Below are 22,749 nucleotides of genomic sequence, written 5' to 3'. Positions count from 1 at the left end.
CCTTTGCGCCACGTTGGCGCCCGCCTGACAGAAAGAGAGAAATCATCCATGCAAAACTTCATTCTGCATACCCCAACCAAAATCCTGTTCGGCAAGGACCAAATTGCCGAAGTGGCCGGCCAGATCCCGGCGGACGCACGCATCCTGATCACCTACGGTGGCGGCAGCGTGAGGAAGAACGGCGTGCTGGATCAGGTGTACAGCGCGCTGGCCGGCCGCGACGTGCGGGAGTTCTCCGGCATCGAGCCGAACCCGACCTACGAAACGCTGATGAAAGCGGTCGAAGTGGTGAAGGCGGAAAACATCGATTTCCTGCTGGCGGTCGGCGGTGGTTCGGTGGTTGACGGCACCAAGTTCATCGCCGCCGCCGCGCGTTACACCGCCGACGGCGACGCCTGGCATATCCTGCAGACCGTCGGCAGCCACATCGCCGACGCGGTGCCGATGGGCTGCGTGCTGACGCTGCCGGCCACCGGTTCCGAATCCAACAGCGGCGCGGTGATCACCCGTAAAAGCAGCGGCGACAAGCAGCACTTCTTCTCGCCGCTGGTGCAGCCGCGCTTCGCCGTACTGGATCCGGTGGTGACCTACTCGCTGCCGCCGCGCCAGATCGCCAACGGCGTGGTCGACGCCTTCGTGCACACCCTGGAGCAGTATCTGACCTACCCGGTCGACGCCAAGGTGCAGGATCGCTTCGCCGAAGGCCTGCTGCTGACCCTGCTGGAAGACGGCCCGCGCGCGCTGGCCGAACCGGAAAACTATGGGGTGCGCGCCAACGTGATGTGGAGCGCCACCATGGCGCTGAACGGCCTGATCGGCGCCGGGGTGCCGCAGGACTGGGCGACCCACATGCTGGGCCACGAGCTGACCGCCATGCACGATCTCGACCACGCGCAAACGCTGGCCATCGTACTGCCGGCGCTGCTGCACGAGAAGAAAGCGCAGAAGCGCGAAAAACTGCTGCAGTACGCTGACCGCGTCTGGGGCCTGCGCGAAGGCAGCGAAGACAGCCGTATCGACGGCGCCATCGCCGCCACTCGCGCCTTCTTCGAGCAGATGGGCGTACCGACCCGCATGGCGGATTATCAGCTCGACGGCAGCAGCATTCCGGCGCTGCTCGACAAGCTGCATCAGCACGGCATGACCGCCCTGGGCGAGCATCAGGACATCACCCTGGACGTCAGCCGCCGCATTTACGAAGCGGCGCGTTAATCGCAAAACGGCGATTTTTTGCTAGGCTTTAGTCTCCGCCAGCCATTTTTCGCCGCATCTGGCGCCCGGCCGATCACCGGGTGCCGTCGGGCGCCGCCGATCGTTTCGCACCACCCGTCTTACCGCTCATTCGCAGGGAGAGCGGGGAGAAAGTCGCCCTCCCGCCACCGCTGAAATTAGGCTGGCAAACCCGGCAACCGCCCATTTTGCCAACTAGAATTTATCTATAGCCGTTTCGGTGCCGCAGGCGCCGCAATCCGTACACAAGGAGATGCGCATGACAACGCAACAACCCATCATCAAACTCCACGATGGTAATCTGATGCCGCAGTTGGGTCTCGGCGTTTGGCAGGCGAGTATTGAAGAGACCACCCGCGCGGTGAGCAAAGCGCTGGAGATCGGTTACCGCTCCATCGACACCGCCGCGATCTACAAGAACGAGGAAGGCGTCGGCGCCGCACTGCAGTCCAGCTCGCTGCCGCGCAGCGAGCTGTTCATCACCACCAAGCTGTGGAACGACGATCAGGGCGATCCACTGGCGGCGCTGGAAACCAGTTTGGAAAAACTCAGGCTGGACTATGTGGATCTGTACCTGATCCACTGGCCGCGCCCGCAGCAAGATCAATACGTCTCCGCCTGGCGCGAACTGATCAAGCTGCGCGATCAAAGCCTGGTCAAAAGCATCGGCGTATGCAACTTCCATACGCCGCACCTGCAGCGCCTGCTGGATGAAACCAACGTGGCGCCGGTCGTCAACCAGATAGAGCTGCACCCGCTGCTGCAACAGCGCCAGCTGCGCGCCTGGAACGCCACGCACCATATCGCCACCGAATCCTGGAGCCCGCTGGCGCAGGGCGGTGAAGGGGTGTTCGACCAGCCGCTGATCAAGGCGCTGGCCGAGAAATACGAGAAAACCCCGGCGCAGATCGTGGTGCGCTGGCACCTGGACAGCGGCCTTATCGTGATCCCGAAATCGGTCACGCCGTCGCGCATCCGCGAAAACTTCGAGGTGTTTGATTTCAAACTCGATAAGGACGAACTGGGCGAGATCGCCAAGCTGGACGTCGGCAACCGCCTCGGGCCGGATCCGGATACCCTGTAACCCCTCCCCAAGCCCTCTCCCGTCGGAGGGGGCTTTTCCTTCCCGCGCATTGCTCCCTTGCGCCGCCTGACGTTATGATGACGACGCCGGAGGCCTCGCCCGCCGGTTAACGCCGTTAAAAAACAGACAAGCACGGAGCACCATGAAATTCTCTTTCTCACACGGGTTACGGCTGGGCATGCTTTGCGTCATGCTGGTGCTGGCGGGTTGCGCCGGCAAGAAACAGCGCGTCAGCTACGATCGCCACGCTTTCGATAGCGCCATTAAAGACGCCGCCAGCGAATACGGCGTGGACGCCAAGCTGATCACCGCCATGATCCAGGTGGAGTCCGGCTTCAACCCCGCGGCGGTGAGCAAATCCAACGCTATCGGCCTGATGCAGCTGAAAGCCGATACCGCCGGCTGCGATGCCTACCGCTACAAAGGCAAACGCGGTTGCCCGGACGCTGACGACCTGCGGGATCCCGACACCAATATCGATCTCGGCGCCGCCTACCTGGCCACCTTGCAAAAACAGCAGCTTAAAGGGATCACGAACCCTGTTACGCTGCGCTACGCCACCATCATCGCCTACGTCAACGGCACCGGCGCGCTGCTGCGCACCTTCTCCAGCAACCGTCAGCAGGCCATCGCGATGATCAACAACCTGTCGCCGGAAGCCTTTAACTGGCACGTGCGCAAATACCATCCCGCTCCGCAGGCGCCGCGCCATTTGATGAAAGTGGAAGCCGCCTACGATAGTTTGTGATGAGCAAAAGTAAAAAGGAGAACCTGAGGGTTCTCCTTTTTGTTTGCGCACGCGGCGTGGCCGTTACGGCTTGGCTTTGCGAATCGGTTTGCGCGGCGGCCGGTTGGACGGCGTGCGCTGCCGATTGATATCGGTATGCTTGGTCAGCGCCGGCCGGGTATGGCGCTGCAGGCGTTTCGCTTCGCGCTGCTCGTCGATGCTCGGCGCCGGCACCAGACACTCGCGGCGGCTGCCGATCAGGTGCTTCAGCCCCATCTCTTCCAGCGCGGTGCGGATCAGCGCCCAGTTGGCCGGGTCGTGGTAACGCAGCAGCGCCTTATGCAGGCGACGCTGGCGATCGCCGCGCGGCACCACCACGTCTTCGCTCTTGTACCCCACCTTGCTCAGCGGGTTTTTGCCGCTGTAATACATGGTGGTGGAGTTGGCCATCGGCGAGGGATAGAAGTTCTGCACCTGATCGAGGCGGAAACGGTTCTTCTTCAGCCACAGCGCCAGGTTCACCATGTCTTCATCACGAGTGCCCGGGTGCGACGAGATGAAGTACGGGATCAGATACTGTTCTTTGCCCGCCTGCTTCGAATAGTGATCAAACAGCTGCTTGAAGCGATCGTAGCTGCCCATGCCCGGCTTCATCATCTTCGACAGCGGCCCTTCTTCGGTGTGCTCCGGCGCGATCTTCAGGTAGCCGCCGACGTGGTGGGTCGCCAGCTCCTTGATATAACGCGGATCTTCCACCGCCAGATCGTAACGAACCCCGGAAGCGATCAGGATCTTCTTGATGCCCTCCAGCGAACGCGCACGGCGATACAGTTTGATGGTCGGCTCGTGGTTGGTGTCCATGTAGGTGCAAATCTCCGGATACACGCACGAGGCGCGGCGGCAGGTCTGCTCGGCGCGCGGGTTGGTGCAGCGCAGCATATACATGTTGGCGGTCGGGCCGCCGAGATCGGAGATCACGCCGGTAAAGCCCGGCACCTTGTCGCGGATCTCTTCGATTTCGCGAACGATCGAATCTTCCGAACGGCTCTGGATGATGCGCCCTTCGTGCTCGGTGATCGAACAGAACGAGCAGCCGCCGTAGCAACCGCGCATGATGTTCACCGAGAAACGGATCATGTCATAGGCCGGAATGCGATCCTGGCCGTAGGACGGATGCGGTACGCGCTGATAAGGCAGCGCGAAGACGCTGTCCATCTCCGGCGTGGTCAGCGGGATCGCCGGCGGGTTGATCCACACGTAGCGGTCACCGTGTTTCTGCATCAGCGCACGGGCGCAGCCCGGGTTGGTTTCATGGTGCAAAATGCGCGAGGTGTGCGCATACAGCACCTTGTCGCCCTTCACTTTCTCGAAGGACGGCAGCAGCACGTAGGTCTTCTCCCACGGCTTCGGCTTGGCGGCGCGCACGGTGACAGGCTTGGCTTCCGGCTCTTTCGGCTTGGCTCCGTCGGCGCACGGCAGATCGTCGCCGTACGGGTTCGGGATAGCTTCGATGCGGCCCGGCTTGTCGAGACGGGTGGAATCCACGCCGCTCCAGCCCGGCAGCGCTTCTTTGCGCATCACCGCGGTATTGCGAATATCGTGGATGTCGCCGATCTTCTCGCCGGCGGCCAGGCGATGCGCCACTTCCACCAGCGGGCGTTCGCCGTTGCCGTAGATCAGCATGTCGGCTTTGGAATCCACCAGCACCGAGCGGCGCACGGTATCAGACCAGTAATCGTAGTGGGCGATGCGGCGCAGGCTGGCTTCGATGCCGCCCAGCACGATCGGCACGTCTTTGTAGGCTTCTTTACAACGCTGGCTGTAAACCAGGGTAGCGCGATCCGGGCGTTTGCCGCCGACGTTGCCGGCGGTGTAAGCATCGTCGTGGCGCAGTTTGCGATCGGCGGTATAGCGGTTGATCATCGAGTCCATGTTGCCGGCGGTGATGCCGAAGAACAGGTTCGGTTTCCCCAACCGCATGAAATCTTCTTTGTTGCTCCAGTCCGGCTGCGCGATGATGCCGACGCGGAAGCCCTGCGCTTCCAGCATGCGGCCGATGATCGCCATGCCGAAGCTCGGGTGATCGACATAGGCGTCGCCGCTGATGATGATCACGTCGCAGCTGTCCCAGCCCAGTTGATCCATCTCTGCTCGCGACATCGGTAAAAACGGCGCGGTGCCAAAACATTCCGCCCAATAAGGCTTATAGGAAAACAGTTCACGATCGGGTTGGATCAGGCTGGTGGTGCTCATTCTGCTGCTCTTTTTACAGGTTAATTAATCGCCGGGCGGCGATTATACGCACTAGCAGCAAAAAGAGCATGGTTATTTCGCTAACCGTTCACTTCGAATTCATAAACGTCGCTGCGACACAAAATATCGCTGAACTCCAGCGCCTCGCCCTGGGCATTGCGGCTGGTCTGGGTGATGTGCAACAACGGCGCGCCGCACGGCACGTTGAGCAGCTCGGCGACCTCGTCGCTGCAGGACACCGCCTTCAGCAGAAAGTGTTTATCTTCAGGCACGATGCCGCGCGATTGCCATAACGCATACAGCGAATGCTCCAACTGCCCCGGTTCGGGCAGGAAGCGCGGCGGAATATAGGTGGTTTCCAGCGAGACCGGACTGCCGTTCAGCAAGCGCAAACGCCGCAGTTTGATCACCTCATCCCCCTCCGCCAGCCCCAGCGCCGCCGCGGCCTTGGCCGGCGCGCCGACCCGGGTGCGCAGCAACCATCGGTTACTGACGCTGCTGCCGTGGCGCAGCGCCTGAGCGGTGAAACCGCTGTCCTTATCGAGGGAATAGCCGATGCGCATCGCCACGCGGGTGCCAACGCCCTGCTGCCGCGAAATCAGCCCCTTCTCCTCCAGCAGCTTCATCGCCTTGCTGACGGTGACACGCGACAGCCCCAGGCCTTCCGCCATCTGCCGTTCCGGCGGCAAAAACGCCTCCGCCGCCAACACCTGCTGCCTGATTGCGGTTTCTATCGCCGTCGCCAGCTGAATATAACGCGGCGCTACCGCCCCCTGCGCCAGATGGCCACGCAGCCAGGCCATAAAATCCGTCATTCGCCCGCCCTCTTACCTATGCCATTTGTCTGGATTTCGTTTTTTATCCTATCGCCGATCCGGCGATAAGCCCCTCACCTTAACTAAAATATCGCTAATGTTTTCAGAGTGGCATCACAATTTTTGCCTAATGGACTTTCATTGGATCTAGATCGCGCGTAATCTGTGCTTATTGATGTTGATACATCAATTGCACCAACACCAGGGACCCACTTTAAAAACAATAAAAAACCCGCTGCCAGCCCTAAAGGATACCCTTGATGGCCGGTAGCGGGGATATACTGTCAGCACAAACGGCCGAGAATAAGCAACGTAGCTAATGGATAGCTTGCTCACTGCTCATAGCCACATCACAGGATCCCCTTGCGGTGGGCGCAACGGATCGATGTCGGCAAATAGAAACGTTCCCGCTTCGCCAAACCCCGCTGCAGACCCACTCTTTGACTACACTCATTGGCGCCGTGCGGCCGACGTGCCTCACCCGATCAGGCGGATACCGCCCTCATTTTGACAGACCCGGCGGTCTCAGCCGCTACACACTGCGCGGAATCGGCGTCTTCACCGACAACGGAATAGCCGGCGTCAACCGCGCCAACGGAATCGATTTTCAGTCAACTGCGGCGGCCCTCGCGGCCCTGCGCTACAGGGATCATTTGCTATGACCGATATCAATCGCAATGAAGCATGGAAGGTAGAAAGCACCGGTATCGATCGGGTGCCGGACGCGGAACAGACCGGCAAGCCCATCGAGCTGTTTTGGATCTGGTCGGCGGCCAATATCGGCATTCTCGGCGTGGTGTACGGCGCCATTATCGTCGGCTTCGGCTTATCCTTCCTGCAATCGGTACTCGCCGCGCTGCTCGGCGTCGCCAGCTTCGTGCTGGTCGGCCTCACCAGCTTCGCCGGCAAGCGCGGGCGCACCTCTACGCTGACGCTCTCACGGGTGATTTTCGGCCTGAAGGGCAACGTGGCGCCCACCCTGTTCAGTTGGATCAACCTGATGGGCTGGGAAGCGGTCAATGTGATCACCGGCACCCTGACGCTGGCGGCGCTGTTCGAGGCCTTCGGGTTGGGTAGCAGCCACCTGCTGACCGCGCTCAGCCTGCTGCTGTTCGGCGGGCTCACTGTCGTCGTCAGCCTGCTGGGGCAAAATACCGTGGTCTGGATGCAAAGCTGGTTCAGCCGCATCTTCGGCACCATGACGCTGATCGTGGTGCTCTATATCCTGTTCAACACCGAGTGGAGCCAGGTGCTGGCGCTGCCTTCCGGCAGCTGGTTGACCGGCTTCCTGCCGGCGGTATCGGTGATCGCCGCCGGCACCGGCATCAGCTGGGCGATTGCCGGCGCCGATTACAGCCGCTATCAAAGCCCGAGCTCGTCGAGCAAAAGCATTTTCGCCGCGGTAATGGGCGGCGCCTGTTTGCCGCTGATGCTGCTGATGCTGGCCGGCATCCTGCTTTCCGTGCAGCTGCCCGATCTGGCCAGCGCCGCCAACCCCATCGCGCTGATAGGCTCCGTGCTGCCCGCCTGGATGGCGATCCCTTATCTGCTGGCCGCCACCGCCGGCATCGTCACCATCGCGGTGCTCAGCCTGTATTCCGCCAGCCTTAACCTGCTGACCATCGGCGTGCAGGTCAAACAGTGGCTGGCGGTGTCGATCGACGCGGTCGTAGTGCTGGGCATCGCCCTGTATGTGCTGTTCATCTCCGGCGATTTCATGGGGCCGTTCATCTCCTTCCTGGTGTTCTGCGGCGTCTTCCTGGCGGCTTGGGAGGCGATTTTCCTGCTCGATTACCTGTGCCTGCGCCGCCGCCACGGGTATGATGGCAACGCTTTGTACTGCCTGCATGGCCAGAACCGCGGCGTGCGCAAAGCCCCGCTGTTCTGCTGGTTCCTCGGCGCCCTGTGCGGCCTGCTGGTCACCAAAACCGGTTTTATCGACGGCCCGCTGGCCAAAGGCTTGTTCGCCGATTCCAGCCTGGGGCTGTTTGTGTCGTTCGCGGTGAGTCTGATCGCTTACGGTCTGTACCTGACCCAACGCAGAGAACATCAATGAGTGAGTGGGAAGCTGTAACACCTGTCCTGGTTATTGGGGGCGCGGTCGGCGATCTGGTGATGACGCTGCCGCGCCTGCCGACCAGCGGCGAAGATATCGAAGCCCAGCCGCAGGCGCGGCAAATCGGCGGCTGCGCGTTCAACGTGGCGCGCGCGCTGGTGCGCCTGGAAACGCCGGTGATTAACGGCATGCCGGTTGGCAACGGCGAATGGGGCGCGGCTGCCGAAGCCGCCATGGGCGAGCTGGGGCTGAAGGTGCTGTTGCGCCACGGCCAGATGGACAACGGCTGGTGCCTGGCGCTGGTGGAGCCAAACGGTGAACGCACCTTCATCACGGTTTCCGGCTGCGAAAGCCAATGGAATAAAGCGCAGCTGGCGACGCTGCCGCTGACGGAGCACACCCTGATCTACGCCAGCGGCTACGAGCTGGCGGGTGAAAGCGGCGAAGCGCTGCGCGAGTGGCTGACGCGCATGCCGTTTGACCAACCGCGCCTGATCGATCCCGGCCCGCGCATCGCTCAGCTCAGCGAAGATTTCTTCGCCATGCTCAGCGACAGCCACACCCTATTGACGCTCAACCGCGACGAAGTGGCCGCGCTGTGCGGCGCCGGCGACGCCGTGGAGGCCGCGCAGCGCTATGCCGCCGCCCACAACCTGACGCTGATCTGCCGCCTGGATCGCGACGGCGCGTGGATCTGCGACGGCCGCACGCCGCCGCTGCACGTTCCCGCCTATCCGGTAGACGTGGTCGACACCATCGGCGCGGGCGATGCCCACTGCGCCGGTTTACTGGCGGGCCTGTCCGCCGGCTGGCCGCTGCCGCAGGCGGTCGATCTGGCCAACCGGGTCGCGGCCTGCGTGGTGGCCAGCCTCGGGGCCGCCAATCCGCCGGACTGGCAGCAGTTGCAACAGCGCTTCCCGCAGGCCTGACGTTTCAGGGCGCAGCCAGGCTGCGCCCCCAGCCTTACTGCGCCGCCACCGCGCTCTCCTGCGGCGAGTGGCGGTAGTTGAAGCTCAACGCGAACACGATCCCCAGCACCAGCGTATACAGCGCAAACACCAGCCAGATGCTCTGCCAGTCTTTCACGCCGTCATGGCTGAAGAAGTCCACCACCTCGCCGCTGGCGAGCGCCCCGAGATAGGCGCCCAACCCGTTCACCATGGTCATGAACAGCCCCTGCGCGCTGGCGCGGATGCGGTGATCGGCCTCTTTCTCGACGAAGATGGCGCCGGAGATATTAAAGAAGTCGAACGCACAGCCGTAGACGATCATCGACAGCAGCAGCAGAACGAAACCAAAGCCGACCGGCGTGCCGTACGCCAGGAACAGGAAACGCAGCGTCCAGGCCGCCATGCTGATCAGCATCACCTGCTTGATGCCGTAACGGCGCAGGAAGAAGGGAATGGTGAGGATAAAGAACACTTCGGAGATCTGCGACAGCGACAGCAGCACCGCCGGATACCGGACGCTGAGGCTGTCCTGATACAGCGGATTGAGCGACAGATCGTGCAGGAACGGGTTGCCGAAGGTATTGGTTATCTGCAGCGCCGCCCCAAGCAACATGGCGAACAGGAAAAACAGCGCCATGCGCCGCTGGCGGAACAGCACCAGCGCATCCAGCCCCAACACGCTCACCCAGCTCTTTGACTCGGCCGCGCGGTTGGTCGGGCAGCGCGGCAGCGTCAGCGAATAGGCGGACAGCAGCAGCGACGCCGCAGAAGCCAGGTACAGCTGCAGATTGCTGAGCTCAATTTGGCTAAAGCCGACCAGCCACATCGCCAGAATGAACCCCACCGTGCCGTACACCCGCACCGGCGGAAAGTCCTTCACCGTGTCAAAGCCGTGCTTCTCGAGGCAAAAATAGGAAATGGCGTTGGAGAGCGCGATGGTCGGCATATAGACCATGGCGTTGAACAGCATCACCCAGAACATCAGCATCGGTTGCTCGACCTGCGCCGCGCAGTACAGCGCCAGCGCCCCGAGCAGGTGGCAAAGCGCATACAGAGAGTTGGCCTTCATCCACCGATCGGCAATGATGCCCGCCAGCCCCGGCATGATCAGCGCAGCGATGCCTTTGGCGCTGTAAACCATCCCCACCTGCATGCCGCTGAAATGCAGCGTGTTGATCATGTAGGAGCCCAGCGTCACCAGCCAGGCACCCCAGATAAAGAACTGCAGGAAAATCATGACTTTCAATCGTGTTTTTATCGCCATCGCCATCACCTTGTTATTATGCTTTCAACGATGATTGATGCGGCAGGCCCCCTGCAGCCCGCCGCCGGTTTGCTTGCGCTATTACAGCGTTTTGAACAGCTCGCGGATCAGGCGCATGAAATCGTCCGCCGCCAGCGCCGCGCAGCTGAGCGTTTGTTCATGGGAGAGCGGCGTATCCGACAGCCCTTCGGCGTAGTTGGTCATCGCGGATACCACCAGCACCTTGAGGCCGCAGTGGCGCGCCGTCAGGACTTCCGGCACGATCGACATCCCCACCACGTCGCAGCCCAGGGTCTGCATCATGCGGATCTCCGCCGGCGTTTCGAAATTCGGCCCGGTGTAGGCGGCGAATACCCCTTCCGCCAGCGGGATGCCCGCGCTTTCGGCCACCGCCGCCAGCTGGGCGCGCAGATCGCGATCGTAGGCGTTTGCCAGGCTAAAGAAGCGCGGCCCGAAGCGCTCGTCGTTGGCGCCGACCAGCGGCGATTCCGGCATGAAGTTGATGTGATCGGTAATGGCCACCAGGCTGCCCGGCGCCACCGAGCGGCGCAGCGAACCGGCGGCGTTGGTCGCCAGCAGGAATTCGCAGCCCAGCAGTTTGAAGGTGCGCACTGCGGTGGTCATCACCTGCATGCCGCGCCCTTCATAGAAATGACCGCGCCCTTTCATGCACAATACCGGTACGCCCTCCAGCTTGCCGGCGACCAGCTGCCCGGCATGGCCGGCGACGCCGCTCACCGGAAAGCCCGGCAGCTCTGCGTAGTCGATGGTGACGGTTTCGGTCATCACCTCCGCCAGAGCGCCGAGCCCGGAACCGAGAATCAAGGCCGCTTTCGGCTGGAAATCCGGCAGGCGTGCGCGGACGACATCGGCGCAGGTAAAAGCATCTTCTTGATTAAACATCGTATTCTCTCTTTCAGCGGGGGATAATAATCCCCATAGTAGAGAGCGAGGCTCAGCCGAGACCAATACATTCTTGGCGGCCGATTTATTCCATTTACCTATAAGTTGAGCTGCGTCACAAGGAGACGATATCCCGGATGAATCAGCCCCATGCCCTGCCCGATCCCAGCCGGATTAACTTCCGCCTGCTGCACTATTTCCGCGTGGTGGCGGAAGAGATGAACTTCACCCAGGCGGCTCGGCGGCTGAATATGTCACAGCCGCCGCTCAGCAAGCACATCAAGGAGTTGGAGAGCCAGCTCGGCGTGGTGCTGTTCAAACGCACCACCCGCTCCATGACGCTGACGCCGGCCGGCCGCACGCTGCTGCGCAACGTCGAGCGTCTGCTGGATCAGGCCGACAGCGCGCTGCATCAGGTGCAACAGATGGGACGCGGCGAAGGCGGCCACATGGTGGTCGGCATGGTCGGCACCTCGGCCTGGGGCGGCCTGATCGCGGCGCTGCGGCGGTCCAGCGAGCAAAGCGCCGGCGTCACCTGGTCGTTGAACGAGCTGACGCCCAGCCAGCAAATCGCCGCGCTGCAAAAGCGGCATATCGATATCGGGGTCTGGCGAGAGGCGCAGCAGCAGACGCTGCCGGGGTTGACCTGCCAACGGTTGGCGAGCGAAAGCATCGCCGTGGTGCTGCCGCTCGATCATCCGCTGGCGCAGCAGGAAAACATCCCGCTGGCGGCGCTGCAGAACGATAGCTTCATCGTGCTGCCGCCGCATGAGGCCAGCCTGGGGCTGTATCTGCACAATCTGTGTCTGCAGCAGGGATTCCTGCCGGACGTCGCTTATCAGGTCAACGAGCCGCAAACCCTGCTGGCGCTGGTGGCGGAAGGCTGCGGCATTACGCTGCTGCCGGACAGCTACGGCCGCATTCCGTGGCCCGGCGTCCGCTTTTGCTCGCTGCAACAGGCGCCGCCGGCGGATCTGTATGCGGTTTACCGCGCCGACAGCGTCACACCGGTGGTGCAGGCCTTTCTGGAGATGCTGCGGGCGCCGTAAGCGGCCCGCAGCGCAGATTACATCGTCGGCTGCACCATCAGCTGGCCGGCGGTGCCGCGATCGGCCATTTCCAGCGTCTGGCTGTAATACAGGAACGGGAAGTGTTCGGAGGTAGGTTGGTTGAAATACACCAGCAGCTCGACGTCGCCATCGACCCAGACGGTGTCCTTCCAGCCGCGATCTTCCGCCATCGGCTGCGCGCCGTTGACGCGTTTGATCAGGAACTGCACGCCCTGAATATGGAACGACTGCGGCGTATCCGCATGAATGTTCCAGCGTTCCCAGGTGCCTTGCTGCGCCTGCACGTCGATGCGGTTCATATCCCAAATCGCGCCGTTGATGCCAACGCCGCCGTCGCCCAGGCGGAAATCGCGGGTGCGGCTGGCGCTGCCGTCCAACAGCTGATCCGCCAGCAGGCGCATCGGCAGGTTGTCGGTCACCAGCGGCAGCAGGCCGGTCGGGCGCAACGTCAGCACCTGGGTGGACACCAGAATGCTCGACGGCTCGAACAGGCCGCGCAGGCGATCCATGATGCCCGCCGCTTCACCGGCGGTGATGGTCACCTCGTCGCCCTTCGACATGTCGATCAGCACTTCCCGGCGTTCGCCCGGCGCCAGCGACAGCTGCTGCACCGCGACCGGCGCGGGCAGGAAGCCCTGATCGCTGGCGATCACGTTGAATGGGCGCCCGTCGCTGAGCTGCAGGGTATAGCGGCGCGCGTTGGAGGCGTTAAGCAGGCGCAAACGCACCCAGCCGCGCGACACTTCGACATACGGGTTTTGCACGCCGTTGACCAACAGCGTATCGCCGACGAAGCCGCCCTGCGACGGCGCATCGTATTGCGGCGTGCCGAAGTTATCGAAGCGCTTGTCCTGAATGATCAGCGGGAAATCGTCGACGCCGTAGTGGTTGGGCAGCGGCAGCGCTTTGCTGACGGCATCTTCCACCAGCCACAGCCCGGCCAGCCCGTTGTAAACGTGCGGCGCCATGCGGTTCGGCGTGTTGGCGTGGTACCAGCAGGTGGCCGCCGCCTGACGAATAGGCAGCACCGGCGACCAGTCGACGTTCGGTGACATCATGCGCGGCGCGCCACCCATCAGCGTGCCCGGCACCTGCAGCCCGCTGACGGTCATCGCCACCGGCTCCTGCAGGCGGTTGCTGTAGATCAGCTTGACGTCGTCGCCGCTGTAAACCCGCACCGTCGGCCCCAAATACATGCCGTTGACGCCCCACACCGCCGCTTTGCGGTTATCCATAAACGCCCAGTGGGCGCGCTGCAGGGTCAGGAACAGCGGCTGACCGCGGCGAGACTCCAGCAGCGGCGGAATGGGTAATGGGGTCTGCGTTCCGCTCGCCTCTGCCCTCAGCGGCACGGCGCTCGCGCACAGCGCCAGGCCCGATGCCTGTAAAAACTGACGTCGACTGAGTGACATATTTTCTCCATGAAAAGCAATAACTAAACCGTGTGCAAAACCCAAACGCCCGCCAATCAAGATTAGCAGGCGCTCAGGCGTTAACGGCGCTGAACGCCAATTAAAAACGTATTCTTTGAAGCCGGTAGACTCTTATTTTTTGGCGGCGTTGCGCTGGGCGACTTCGGCGTCCAATTCGGCGATCTTCGCCTCCATCAGCTCGCGGCAATGGGCCGCCAGCTCGCGCACGTTTTCTTTGCCGTATTTGCTGGTATCCACCGGCGCCAACATCTCGACGATCACATGACCGTTATTCCAGCGATTAAGATTTATATTACCGCTGGTGGTCGATACGCAGATCGGCACAATCGGCACGCCGGCGGCGATGGCCGCGTGGAACGCGCCGGTTTTAAACGGCATCAGCCCGCGACCGCGGCTGCGGGTCCCTTCCGGGAACATCCAGATCGAAATGTCTTTCTTTTTGAACTGCTCCGCCACCTGGGCGATGGTGCCGTGCGCCTTGGCGCGATTATCACGATCTATCAGCAGATTACCGGTCAGCCAATACAGCGGGCCGAAAAACGGGATCCACACCAGACTTTTTTTACCGACGGTCACGGTGCGCGGCTGCACGATATTCGAGGCCGTCACCATGTCGTAGTTATTTTGGTGGTTGGCGATATAGATGCAGTTGCCGTTGTTGGCCGCATCGGCCGGCACGCGGGTTTCAACCTTGATGCCGAACAGCGTCGACAGGCGGCCGAAAAGGTGGCCGAAGGTCGCCACATGGCGGGGATTACGCGGGCTGAACAAGCAATAAACAGAACCGAAAATACACACCAGAATACAGAAAAGAGTGGCGAGAACGGCACGCAAAATCAATAACATAACAACCTCATTAGCACACTGCCAACGCAGTTTACTTCGCTGCGCAGATTCCTTTACTCATTATTTGCCGGCCAGGCGATAAGCACGCCGATGTCGCCTGCCTTTCTCGCTATTTTCCCGCCAGCCGGCAATACGCACAATAATTTTATGCGCAGAAATGTTAACTATTTGGAAAATAAACGCCAGCAAAAATAAATAAGGCGGCCACAGCATGCTGCGACCGCCCGTTAACGCTAGCGCCAACGCTTACTCTTCGCTATCGCCGCCCGACGCCCGCACCGGCGCATCCACTTCAACGCGATCGATACGCTGCAGGCCGCGCGGCAGCTGGGTGCCCTTGCGACCGCGCTCTGCACGGAACTTCTGCAGATCTTCCGGCCGCAGCGTCAGCTTGCGTTTGCCGACGTGCAGCGTGACGGACGCCTGCGGCGGCAGCACGAACAGCCAGGCCAGCTTGTCTTCACCGGCCGCCGCCTGGGCTGCCGGAATGGAGACGATCTTGTTGCCTTTGCCCTTCGACAGCTGCGGCAGATCGGCAACCGGGAACATCAGCATGCGCCCGGCGGCGGTGATCGACAGCAGCATGTCGTCTGCGCCGTGAATTTCCATCGGCGGCAGCGCTCTGGCGTTGTCCGGCAGCGTGATCATCACCTTGCCGGCGCGGTTGCGCGCCACCAGATCGTTGAAGGTGCAAACGAAGCCGTAACCGGCATCGGACGCCATCAGCAGCTTCTGATCGTCGGCCGCCATCAGCACCTGCTCAATGGTGGCGCCCGGCGGCGGCGTCAGCTTGCCGGTCAGCGGCTCGCCCTGCCCGCGCGCCGAAGGCAGCGTCATCGGATCGAGCGCGTAGCTGCGCCCGGTGGAGTCGATGAACACCACCGGCTGGTTGCTCTTGCCGCGCGCCGCGCCGCGGAAGCTGTCGCCGGCCTTGTAGCTCAGGCCGGCCGGATCGATGTCGTGGCCCTTGGCGCTGCGCACCCAGCCCATTTCAGACAGCACGATGGTTACCGGCTCGGACGGCACGAAGTCGTGCTCGCTCATCGCCTTGGCTTCCGCACGCTCGGTCAGCGGCGAACGGCGATCGTCGCCGTAGGTCTGCGCGTCGGCCTGGATCTCTTTCTTAATCAGCGTGTTCAGCTTGCGCTCGGACGCCAGCAGCGCCTGCAGCTGATCGCGCTCTTTCGCCAGCTCATCCTGCTCGCCGCGGATCTTGACCTCTTCCAGCTTGGCCAGGTGACGCAGTTTCAGCTCGAGGATCGCTTCCGCCTGGGTGTCGGAGATGCCGAAACGCTGCATCAGCACCGGCTTCGGTTCATCCTCGCTGCGGATGATGTGGATCACCTCGTCGATGTTGAGGAACGCCACCAGCAAACCTTCGAGGATATGCAGGCGTTTCAGCACTTTCTCGAGGCGGTAGTTCAGGCGGCGGCGCACCGTGTCGCGACGGTAGGCCAGCCATTCGGTGAGGATCTCCACCAGCCCTTTGACCTGCGGGCGGTTATCCAGACCGATCATGTTCATGTTGATGCGGTAGCTGCGCTCCAGATCGGTGGTGGCGAACAGGTGGTTCATCACCTGTTCCAGATCGATACGGTTGGAGCGCGGCACGATCACCAGACGCGTCGGGTTTTCGTGGTCGGATTCATCGCGCAGATCTTCGACCATCGGCAGCTTCTTGGCGCGCATCTGGCTGGCGATCTGCTCCAGCACCTTGGCGCCGGACACCTGGTGCGGTAAGGCGGTGATCACCGCGCTGCCGTCTTCTTTCTTCCACACGGCGCGCATGCGCACCGAGCCGCGGCCGCTCTGGTAAATTTTGCGGATTTCATCGCGCGGGGTGATGATCTCGGCTTCGGTCGGGAAGTCCGGCCCCTGCACGAATTCGAGCAGGTCATCGAGCGAGGCGCCCGGCTTGTCGAGCAGCGCCACCGCCGCCGCCGCGACTTCGCGCACGTTGTGCGGCGGAATGTCGGTCGCCATGCCGACGGCGATGCCGGTGGTGCCGTTCAGCAGGATATTCGGCAGGCGCGCCGGCAACATCTTCGGCTCTTGCAGCGTACCATCAAAGTTCGGGATCCAGTCGACGGTGCCCTGCCCCAGCTCGGCCAGCAGCACTTCGGCGTATTTGGAGAGGCGCGATTCGGTATAACGCATCGCCGCAAACGACTTGGGATCGTCCGGCGCCCCCCAGTTCCCCTGGCCGTCCACCAGCGGATAGCGGTACGAGAACGGCTGCGCCATCAGCACCATGGCTTCATAACACGCGCTGTCGCCGTGCGGGTGGTATTTACCCAGCACGTCGCCCACGGTACGGGCGGATTTCTTGAATTTGGCGCTGTTGTTCAACCCCAGCTCAGACATGGCGTAGATGATGCGGCGTTGTACCGGTTTCAAGCCGTCGCCAATGTACGGCAACGCCCGATCCATGATGACGTACATGGAATAGTTCAGATAGGCGTTTTCAGTGAATGTGTGCAGCGGTAAACGCTCTACACCGTCATGAGTCAGATCACTCATTACTCAATTATCCTCAGACCGTGGCTTGGCAATCCCTGGACGACAATAAGGCATCGCTTGTCGATTCTGCCCGCGATAGTAACCCATCTGCGGGGTGGCTGTCACAGTTGGCGCAAGGATCGCCGGCCGAAGGCGCTGTCGCCGGAGCGTTTAGGCAAAATTCCACCGTGATTGTTGATTAATAATCAACACTGTTGTGCCTGCCGTCACGTTTTTACTTGCCTGGCCAACGATTACACTCTCGTTCAGCAAGCTGTTTTTGCGCACCGCAGCGGAAAACGGCATCTATCTTAACTCTGACGGGAGCCGCAAAAGATGAGCAATATCCTGATTATCAACGCTAAAAAGCAATTCGGCCATTCCAACGGCGAACTCAACCAAACCCTGAGCGACGTGGCGGAAAGCTTCCTGCGCGATCTGCAGCACGATGTGCAGGTCACGGTGGTCGACGACGGCTATGACATTGAGGCCGAGGTGCAGAAATACCTGTGGGCCGATGCGGTCATCTATCAGATGCCGGGTTGGTGGATGGGCGAGCCGTGGATCCTGAAAAAATACATCGACGAAGTGTTCACCGCCGGCCACGGCAGCCTGTACGCCAGCGATGGCCGCACCCGCTCCGACGCCGGCAAGAAGTACGGTTCCGGCGGCCTGATTCAGGGAAAAAAATACCTGCTGAGCCTGACCTGGAACGCCCCGCTCGAGGCTTTCACCGATCCGAACCAGTTCTTCCACGGCGTCGGCGTCGACGGCGTTTACCTGCACTTCCACAAGGCCAACCAGTTCCTGGGGATGGAAGCCTTGCCAACCTTTATCTGCAATGACGTGATAAAACAACCGGATATCGAAACGGACATCGCACGTTATCGCGAGCATCTGGCGGAAATTTTTGCTTAACTGGCAGCGAAGGGCTTAACCAACGAGGTAATGATGATCACCGTAATCGCAGAAATCAAAGTCAAACCCGGCCACCGCGCCACCGTGTTACAAGCCATTGAAAAACTGGTGCCACTGGTGCTGGCGGAAGAAGGCTGCGGCGAATACACGCCGATGGTAGACAGCCACACCCAGGCCCCCTGGCAGAAACTGTCGCCGGACTCGGTGTTTATGCTGGAAAAATGGCAAAGCCAGGCGCATCTGGAAAAACACCTGCAGATCGACCATATGCTCAAGCACCGCGAGACCATCAAGGACTACGTGCTGGGCACCGAGATCTACGTGCTGGAAAACGCACTGTAATCCCCTCAGAGGCCCTCTGCGGCCTCTGGCGGTTCTCCCTCAAGGCGGGCGCTGACGTAGTCGAGAAAACAGGTGAGGCGCGCCGCCAGCTGGGCGTCGTGGTAATACACCGCGTGGATCGGTTGACGCACGTCCAGCGTCTCCCGCACCAGCAGCGGCACCAGCCTGCCCGCTTCCCGATCGCGTCGCGTCATAAAGTCCGCCAGCTGGACAATGCCCGCCCCACGCAGCGCCAACTCGCGCAGCGTCTCCCCGCTGGAGGCCGAGATCGTCGGTTCGATGGCGAAATGCCGCGCCTGCCGGTGGCGTAGCGGCCACTGGTTCAGCGACTCCGGATAGGTGAATCCCAACAGGCAATGGCGGTGCAGATCCTCCACGCCGCGCGGTTCGCCATGCCGTTGCAGGTAATCCGGGCTGGCGAGAATGCGCAACCGGCTGTTGCCCAGCAGGCGCGCGTGCAGCGTAGAGTCGCGCAGCGCGCCGATGCGGATCGCGATGTCGGCGCGTTTCTCCAGCAGGTCGATATTGCGATCGTCGGTGTCCAGCTCCAGCTCAATCTGCGGATAACGGCGGCGGAACTCCGCCACCATCGGCACCAGCACGTGCGCCATGAAAGGGGCGGCGGCGTTGACCCGCAGCCGACCGGCGGGCAGCCGGCGCCGCAGCGCCATGAGTTCTTCGGCCTGATCTACCGAACGCAGGATTTCTCGCGCAGGCGCCAGGAAGCTCTGCCCTTCTTCGGTCAGGCTCAGGCGACGCGTGGTGCGGCGCAAGAGCGTAGCGTCGAGCTTCGTTTCCAGACGGCTGAGTGCGCGGCTGACGCCGGAGGTGGTTTGGCCGAGCCGATCGGCGGCGGCGGTGACCGAACCGCTGTCGACCACCGCCGTGAACGCCAGCAGCTCTTCAAGGGTGATCTTCACGCGGTTCGCCCCAGGTTGACGGGCGCCGCATGCAACGCCCTGCGGGAAAGCAGGCCCAGCGTTTCACCGGGCCAGGGTCAGGCTCAGACCGCCAGTTCGGCCATGTCGCCCTTGTCTTGCAGCCAGTTGCGGCGATCTTCCGAACGCTTCTTGGCCAACAGCATGTCCATCACCGCCAGCGTCTGATCGACGTCATCCTCTGCCACCGTCAGTTGCACCAGACGGCGAGTGTTCGGATCGAGGGTGGTTTCGCGCAGCTGCAGCGGGTTCATCTCACCCAGCCCTTTAAAGCGCTGTACGTTCGGCTTGCCCTTCTTGCGCTTCAGCTGTTCCAGCACGCCGGCTTTCTCTTCTTCATCCAGCGCGTAGAACACCTCTTTACCGAGATCGATACGGTACAGCGGCGGCATGGCGACATAGACATGGCCGCCTTTCACCAGCGAACGGAAGTGGCGCACGAACAGCGCGCACAGCAGCGTGGCGATGTGCAGGCCGTCGGAGTCCGCATCCGCCAGGATGCAGATTTTACCGTAGCGCAGCTGGCTGAGATCTTCGCTGTCCGGATCGATGCCGATCGCCACGGAAATGTCGTGCACTTCCTGCGAGGCCAGTACTTCGTCCGAGGAGACTTCCCAGGTATTCAGGATCTTGCCCTTGAGCGGCATGATCGCCTGATATTCACGATCGCGCGCCTGCTTGGCCGATCCGCCCGCCGAGTCCCCTTCCACCAGGAACAGTTCGGTCATGGCCAGATCCTGCGAGGTGCAGTCCGCCAGCTTGCCCGGCAGCGCCGGCCCGCTGGTCAGCTTCTTGCGCACCACTTTCTTGGCGGCGCGCAGACGGCGCTGGGCGCTGGAAATCGCCAGCTCGGCCAGCTGTTCCGCCGCCTGAACGTTCTGGTTCAGCCACAGGCTGAAGGCGTCTTTCACCACGCCGGAAACGAAGGCCGCGCACTGGCGCGAGGAGAGACGCTCTTTGGTCTGCCCGGCGAACTGCGGATCCTGCATCTTCACCGACAGCACGTAGGCGCAGCGATCCCAGATATCCTCCGCCGACAGCTTCACGCCGCGCGGCAGGATGTTGCGGAATTCGCAGAACTCGCGCATCGCGTCCAGCAGCCCCTGACGCAGGCCGTTGACGTGGGTACCGCCCTGCATGGTCGGGATCAGGTTGACGTAGCTTTCGGTCAGCAGCTCGCCGCCTTCCGGCAGCCACAGCAGCGCCCAGTCCACCGCTTCGGTATCACCGGCGAAATTGCCGACGAACGGCGCTTCCGGCAGGGTAATCAGGCCGTTGACCGCTTCCATCAGGTAGTCGGTCAGACCGTCCTGGTAGCACCAGCGCTGTTCGGTGTTGTTCACCTTGTCGATGAAATAGATCTCGACGCCGGGGCACAGCACCGCCTTGGCTTTCAGCAGGTGAGTCAGGCGCGATACCGAGAAACGCGGGCTGTCGAAGAACTGTTCGTCCGGCCAGAAGTGCACGCTGGTGCCGGTGTTGCGTTTGCCGCAGGTGCCGGTCACCGTCAGATCCTGCACCTTGTCGCCGTTTTCGAAGGCGATGCCGTAGACGTTGCCGTCGCGGCGCACGTTGACTTCCACCCGTTTCGACAGGGCGTTGACCACCGAGATGCCAACGCCGTGCAGGCCGCCGGAGAACTGGTAGTTTTTATTCGAGAATTTACCGCCGGCGTGCAGCCGGCACAGGATCAACTCAACCGCCGGCACGCCCTCTTCCGGGTGGATGTCCACCGGCATGCCGCGGCCGTCGTCGATCACTTCCAGCGACTGATCGGCGTGCAGAATCACGTCGATACGCTTGGCGTGACCAGCCAACGCTTCGTCGACGCTGTTATCGATCACCTCTTGGCCGAGGTGGTTTGGGCGCGTCGTGTCGGTATACATGCCGGGACGACGGCGCACTGGTTCTAGACCGCTGAGTACTTCAATGGCATCAGCGTTATAGCTGGATTGAGTCATCGTTGATTATTTTTTCGTGGTTAAAGGGAGGTGCCGGAACGGTCCGTCAGACCGCGTTTAGCCCTAAAAAATCCACAATCTGGGGGAAGTAGTGCTCGAAACCGACGAAGGCGTGGTTTCCACCCGACTCCACCGTTTGCCGACACGCGGTGTAATACGCCACTGCCTGGCCGTAATCGAGAATTTCATCGCCCGTTTGCTGCAGCAGCCAGATTAAATCCGGCGACTCCAAAGGATCGATCTGCATCACTTTCAGATCGTAAACGTGACGAGACTCTAACACATATTGCTGGCCGGTGTAGGGGTTCTCGTTGGCGCCGAGATAGTCGACCAGCAGCTCAAACGGCTTGACCGCCGGGTTGACCACCACCGCCGGCAGCGAAAAACACTGCGACAGCCAGGTGGCGTAATAGCCGCCCAGCGAGGACCCCACCAATCCGAGCGTTTGTCCGGCGCGCTCCAGCACCAGATTCTCCAGCATCTCGGCGGCCTCCGCCGGAAAAGCCGGCAGCTGCGGCACCAGCATCTGGATATCGGGATGGTGCTCAGCCAGCCAGGCCTTGAAGGCCACCGCCTTGGCCGACTGCGGCGAGCTGTTGAAACCGTGCAGGTAGAGCAGTGTCGAAGGCATCAGTATCCATCCGAGTCCATATCGGGGCGGAAATCGTCGTTTTCCAGGCGGAACACCTGCGTCTCGACGCGGCCATCCGGCAACAGATCGAGGTAGCGCCAGCCGGGGGAGACGTCGTCGATGGTGAAGTTCGTGCAGTGCGGCTTGAATTGCACGCAGGTCGAGGGCGTCGCCAACAGGCGCCGGCCCTGCCATTCCAGATCCAGATCCTGGTGAATGTGCCCGCACACTACGGTATTCACTTTCGGATAACGCAGCAGGATCGCACCCAGCATATGCGGGTTGCGCAGGCTGTGCTGATCAAGCCAGGTACAGCCGGAAGGCAGCGGATGATGGTGCAGCAGCAACAGCGTATAGCGCTCGGGGTGAGCCTGCAGGCAGCGCTCCATCCACTCGAGCTGGTATTCGCTCAATTCGCCGTGCGGTACGCCGAACACCTGGCTATCCAACATCAGCACTTGCCAGCTGTCGCCCAACAGCACCTGTTTGGAAGGCGCGATACCGGCGGCGGCCAACGCGTCGACCATCGCCGGTTGAAAATCGTGGTTACCCGGCAGCCACACGCAGGGGGCCGGCAGTTGCGCGATGCCGGCGGCGAAGTGACGGTACGCCTCCTGCGAATGATCCTGCGCCAAATCTCCCGTGGCGACGATCAAGTCGACATCGCGGCGCTGCGCCTGGATGGCGTCCAGCACCGCGTGATAGCTGCGATAGGTATTGATGCCGAGCAACGTCTCGTGTTCGCCGGCAAAAAGGTGGGTATCTGTTATTTGTAGAATCCTGACCGCGGCCCCACTCGCCACGGGCAGTTTAAACAGGCTTTCCAAAT

The 22,749-nt window shown here is 61.8% G+C and carries 19 protein-coding genes; 8 read left to right on the top strand and 11 right to left on the bottom strand.

Features of this window, described 5'->3' with window-relative positions; genetic code table 11:
• The first annotated feature begins 48 nt into the window (after positions 1-48).
• The 3 genes from yqhD (at position 49) to AC4PR2_RS08120 (ending at position 3,062) form a co-directional block, all read left to right on the top strand.
• Positions 49-1,212 (top strand): alcohol dehydrogenase, encoded by a 1,164-nt coding sequence (gene yqhD / locus AC4PR2_RS08130; RefSeq protein ID WP_193158410.1) that lies wholly within the window; start codon positions 49-51, stop codon positions 1,210-1,212.
• A gap of 277 nt (positions 1,213-1,489) precedes the next feature.
• A complete protein-coding gene (gene dkgA / locus AC4PR2_RS08125; RefSeq protein WP_197803685.1) occupies positions 1,490-2,314 on the top strand; it encodes a 2,5-didehydrogluconate reductase DkgA in 825 nt (274 codons plus the stop codon).
• A 142-nt stretch (positions 2,315-2,456) separates the two neighbouring features.
• Positions 2,457-3,062 (top strand): transglycosylase SLT domain-containing protein, encoded by a 606-nt coding sequence (locus tag AC4PR2_RS08120; protein WP_060441017.1) that lies wholly within the window; start codon positions 2,457-2,459, stop codon positions 3,060-3,062.
• Positions 3,063-3,125: 63 nt separating this feature from the next.
• On the opposite strand, the gene AC4PR2_RS08115 is transcribed toward AC4PR2_RS08120, so the two are convergent.
• Positions 3,126-5,294, bottom strand: a complete 2,169-nt coding sequence (locus AC4PR2_RS08115; protein ID WP_060424780.1) for a YgiQ family radical SAM protein — start codon at positions 5,292-5,294, stop codon at positions 3,126-3,128.
• 80 nt (positions 5,295-5,374) lie between these two features.
• Positions 5,375-6,109 (bottom strand): GntR family transcriptional regulator, encoded by a 735-nt coding sequence (locus AC4PR2_RS08110; protein WP_060424777.1) that lies wholly within the window; start codon positions 6,107-6,109, stop codon positions 5,375-5,377.
• Positions 6,110-6,767: 658 nt separating this feature from the next.
• Between AC4PR2_RS08110 and AC4PR2_RS08105 the strand changes: the two genes are divergently transcribed.
• Positions 6,768-8,165, top strand: a complete 1,398-nt coding sequence (locus tag AC4PR2_RS08105; RefSeq protein WP_443014506.1) for a purine-cytosine permease family protein — start codon at positions 6,768-6,770, stop codon at positions 8,163-8,165.
• Complete coding sequence (locus AC4PR2_RS08100) at positions 8,162-9,094, top strand: PfkB family carbohydrate kinase (RefSeq protein WP_492175002.1); 933 nt, start codon at positions 8,162-8,164, stop codon at positions 9,092-9,094. Before AC4PR2_RS08105 ends, AC4PR2_RS08100 begins: the two co-directional genes overlap by 4 nt.
• Before the next feature lie 34 nt (positions 9,095-9,128).
• On the opposite strand, the gene AC4PR2_RS08095 is transcribed toward AC4PR2_RS08100, so the two are convergent.
• Together AC4PR2_RS08095 and xapA are read right to left on the bottom strand one after the other, a co-directional pair.
• Positions 9,129-10,379, bottom strand: coding sequence for a nucleoside permease (locus AC4PR2_RS08095; protein WP_060441062.1), 1,251 nt, complete (start codon positions 10,377-10,379; stop codon positions 9,129-9,131).
• 81 nt (positions 10,380-10,460) lie between these two features.
• On the bottom strand, positions 10,461-11,282 hold the full coding sequence (xapA, locus tag AC4PR2_RS08090; protein WP_070915369.1) for a xanthosine phosphorylase: 822 nt from the start codon (positions 11,280-11,282) through the stop codon (positions 10,461-10,463).
• A 137-nt stretch (positions 11,283-11,419) separates the two neighbouring features.
• Here xapA and AC4PR2_RS08085 point away from each other — a divergent pair, with 137 nt between their 5' ends.
• A complete protein-coding gene (locus AC4PR2_RS08085) occupies positions 11,420-12,331 on the top strand; it encodes a LysR family transcriptional regulator (protein ID WP_443014504.1) in 912 nt (303 codons plus the stop codon).
• Between the two features lie 17 nt (positions 12,332-12,348).
• Here the strand turns inward: AC4PR2_RS08085 and ftsP are convergent, their stop codons facing one another.
• The 3 genes from ftsP to parC all read right to left on the bottom strand — a co-directional run bounded on the left by ftsP (position 12,349) and on the right by parC (position 17,151).
• Complete coding sequence (gene ftsP / locus AC4PR2_RS08080) at positions 12,349-13,764, bottom strand: cell division protein FtsP (protein ID WP_049198460.1); 1,416 nt, start codon at positions 13,762-13,764, stop codon at positions 12,349-12,351.
• Between the two features lie 132 nt (positions 13,765-13,896).
• A complete protein-coding gene (locus AC4PR2_RS08075) occupies positions 13,897-14,631 on the bottom strand; it encodes a 1-acylglycerol-3-phosphate O-acyltransferase (RefSeq protein ID WP_004937266.1) in 735 nt (244 codons plus the stop codon).
• A 246-nt stretch (positions 14,632-14,877) separates the two neighbouring features.
• The gene (gene parC, locus AC4PR2_RS08070) at positions 14,878-17,151 is read right to left on the bottom strand and encodes a DNA topoisomerase IV subunit A (protein WP_025304301.1); all 2,274 of its coding nucleotides are present in this window, start codon (positions 17,149-17,151) and stop codon (positions 14,878-14,880) included.
• Between the two features lie 315 nt (positions 17,152-17,466).
• Between parC and AC4PR2_RS08065 the strand changes: the two genes are divergently transcribed.
• Together AC4PR2_RS08065 and AC4PR2_RS08060 are read left to right on the top strand one after the other, a co-directional pair.
• Positions 17,467-18,048, top strand: a complete 582-nt coding sequence (locus AC4PR2_RS08065) for an NAD(P)H-dependent oxidoreductase (RefSeq protein WP_038879461.1) — start codon at positions 17,467-17,469, stop codon at positions 18,046-18,048.
• A gap of 33 nt (positions 18,049-18,081) precedes the next feature.
• Positions 18,082-18,390, top strand: a complete 309-nt coding sequence (locus AC4PR2_RS08060) for a putative quinol monooxygenase (protein ID WP_033638602.1) — start codon at positions 18,082-18,084, stop codon at positions 18,388-18,390.
• Positions 18,391-18,395: 5 nt separating this feature from the next.
• On the opposite strand, the gene AC4PR2_RS08055 is transcribed toward AC4PR2_RS08060, so the two are convergent.
• From AC4PR2_RS08055 to cpdA, 4 genes are all read right to left on the bottom strand, one after another.
• Positions 18,396-19,310 carry a LysR substrate-binding domain-containing protein gene (locus tag AC4PR2_RS08055; protein ID WP_060424765.1) on the bottom strand — a complete coding sequence of 305 codons (915 nt, stop codon included), beginning with the start codon at positions 19,308-19,310 and terminating at the stop codon, positions 18,396-18,398.
• 83 nt (positions 19,311-19,393) lie between these two features.
• A complete protein-coding gene (gene parE / locus AC4PR2_RS08050; RefSeq protein WP_025304305.1) occupies positions 19,394-21,289 on the bottom strand; it encodes a DNA topoisomerase IV subunit B in 1,896 nt (631 codons plus the stop codon).
• 46 nt (positions 21,290-21,335) lie between these two features.
• Complete coding sequence (yqiA, locus tag AC4PR2_RS08045; RefSeq protein WP_038879469.1) at positions 21,336-21,920, bottom strand: esterase YqiA; 585 nt, start codon at positions 21,918-21,920, stop codon at positions 21,336-21,338.
• The gene (cpdA, locus tag AC4PR2_RS08040) at positions 21,920-22,747 is read right to left on the bottom strand and encodes a 3',5'-cyclic-AMP phosphodiesterase (RefSeq protein WP_033636061.1); all 828 of its coding nucleotides are present in this window, start codon (positions 22,745-22,747) and stop codon (positions 21,920-21,922) included. Before cpdA ends, yqiA begins: the two co-directional genes overlap by 1 nt.
• Positions 22,748-22,749: the final 2 nt, after the last annotated feature.

It is taken from the genome of Serratia sp. A07 (assembly GCF_058725505.1).
The sequence above is the reverse complement of the archived record's forward strand: the minus strand, read 5'-3'. Positions and strand labels throughout refer to the sequence as shown.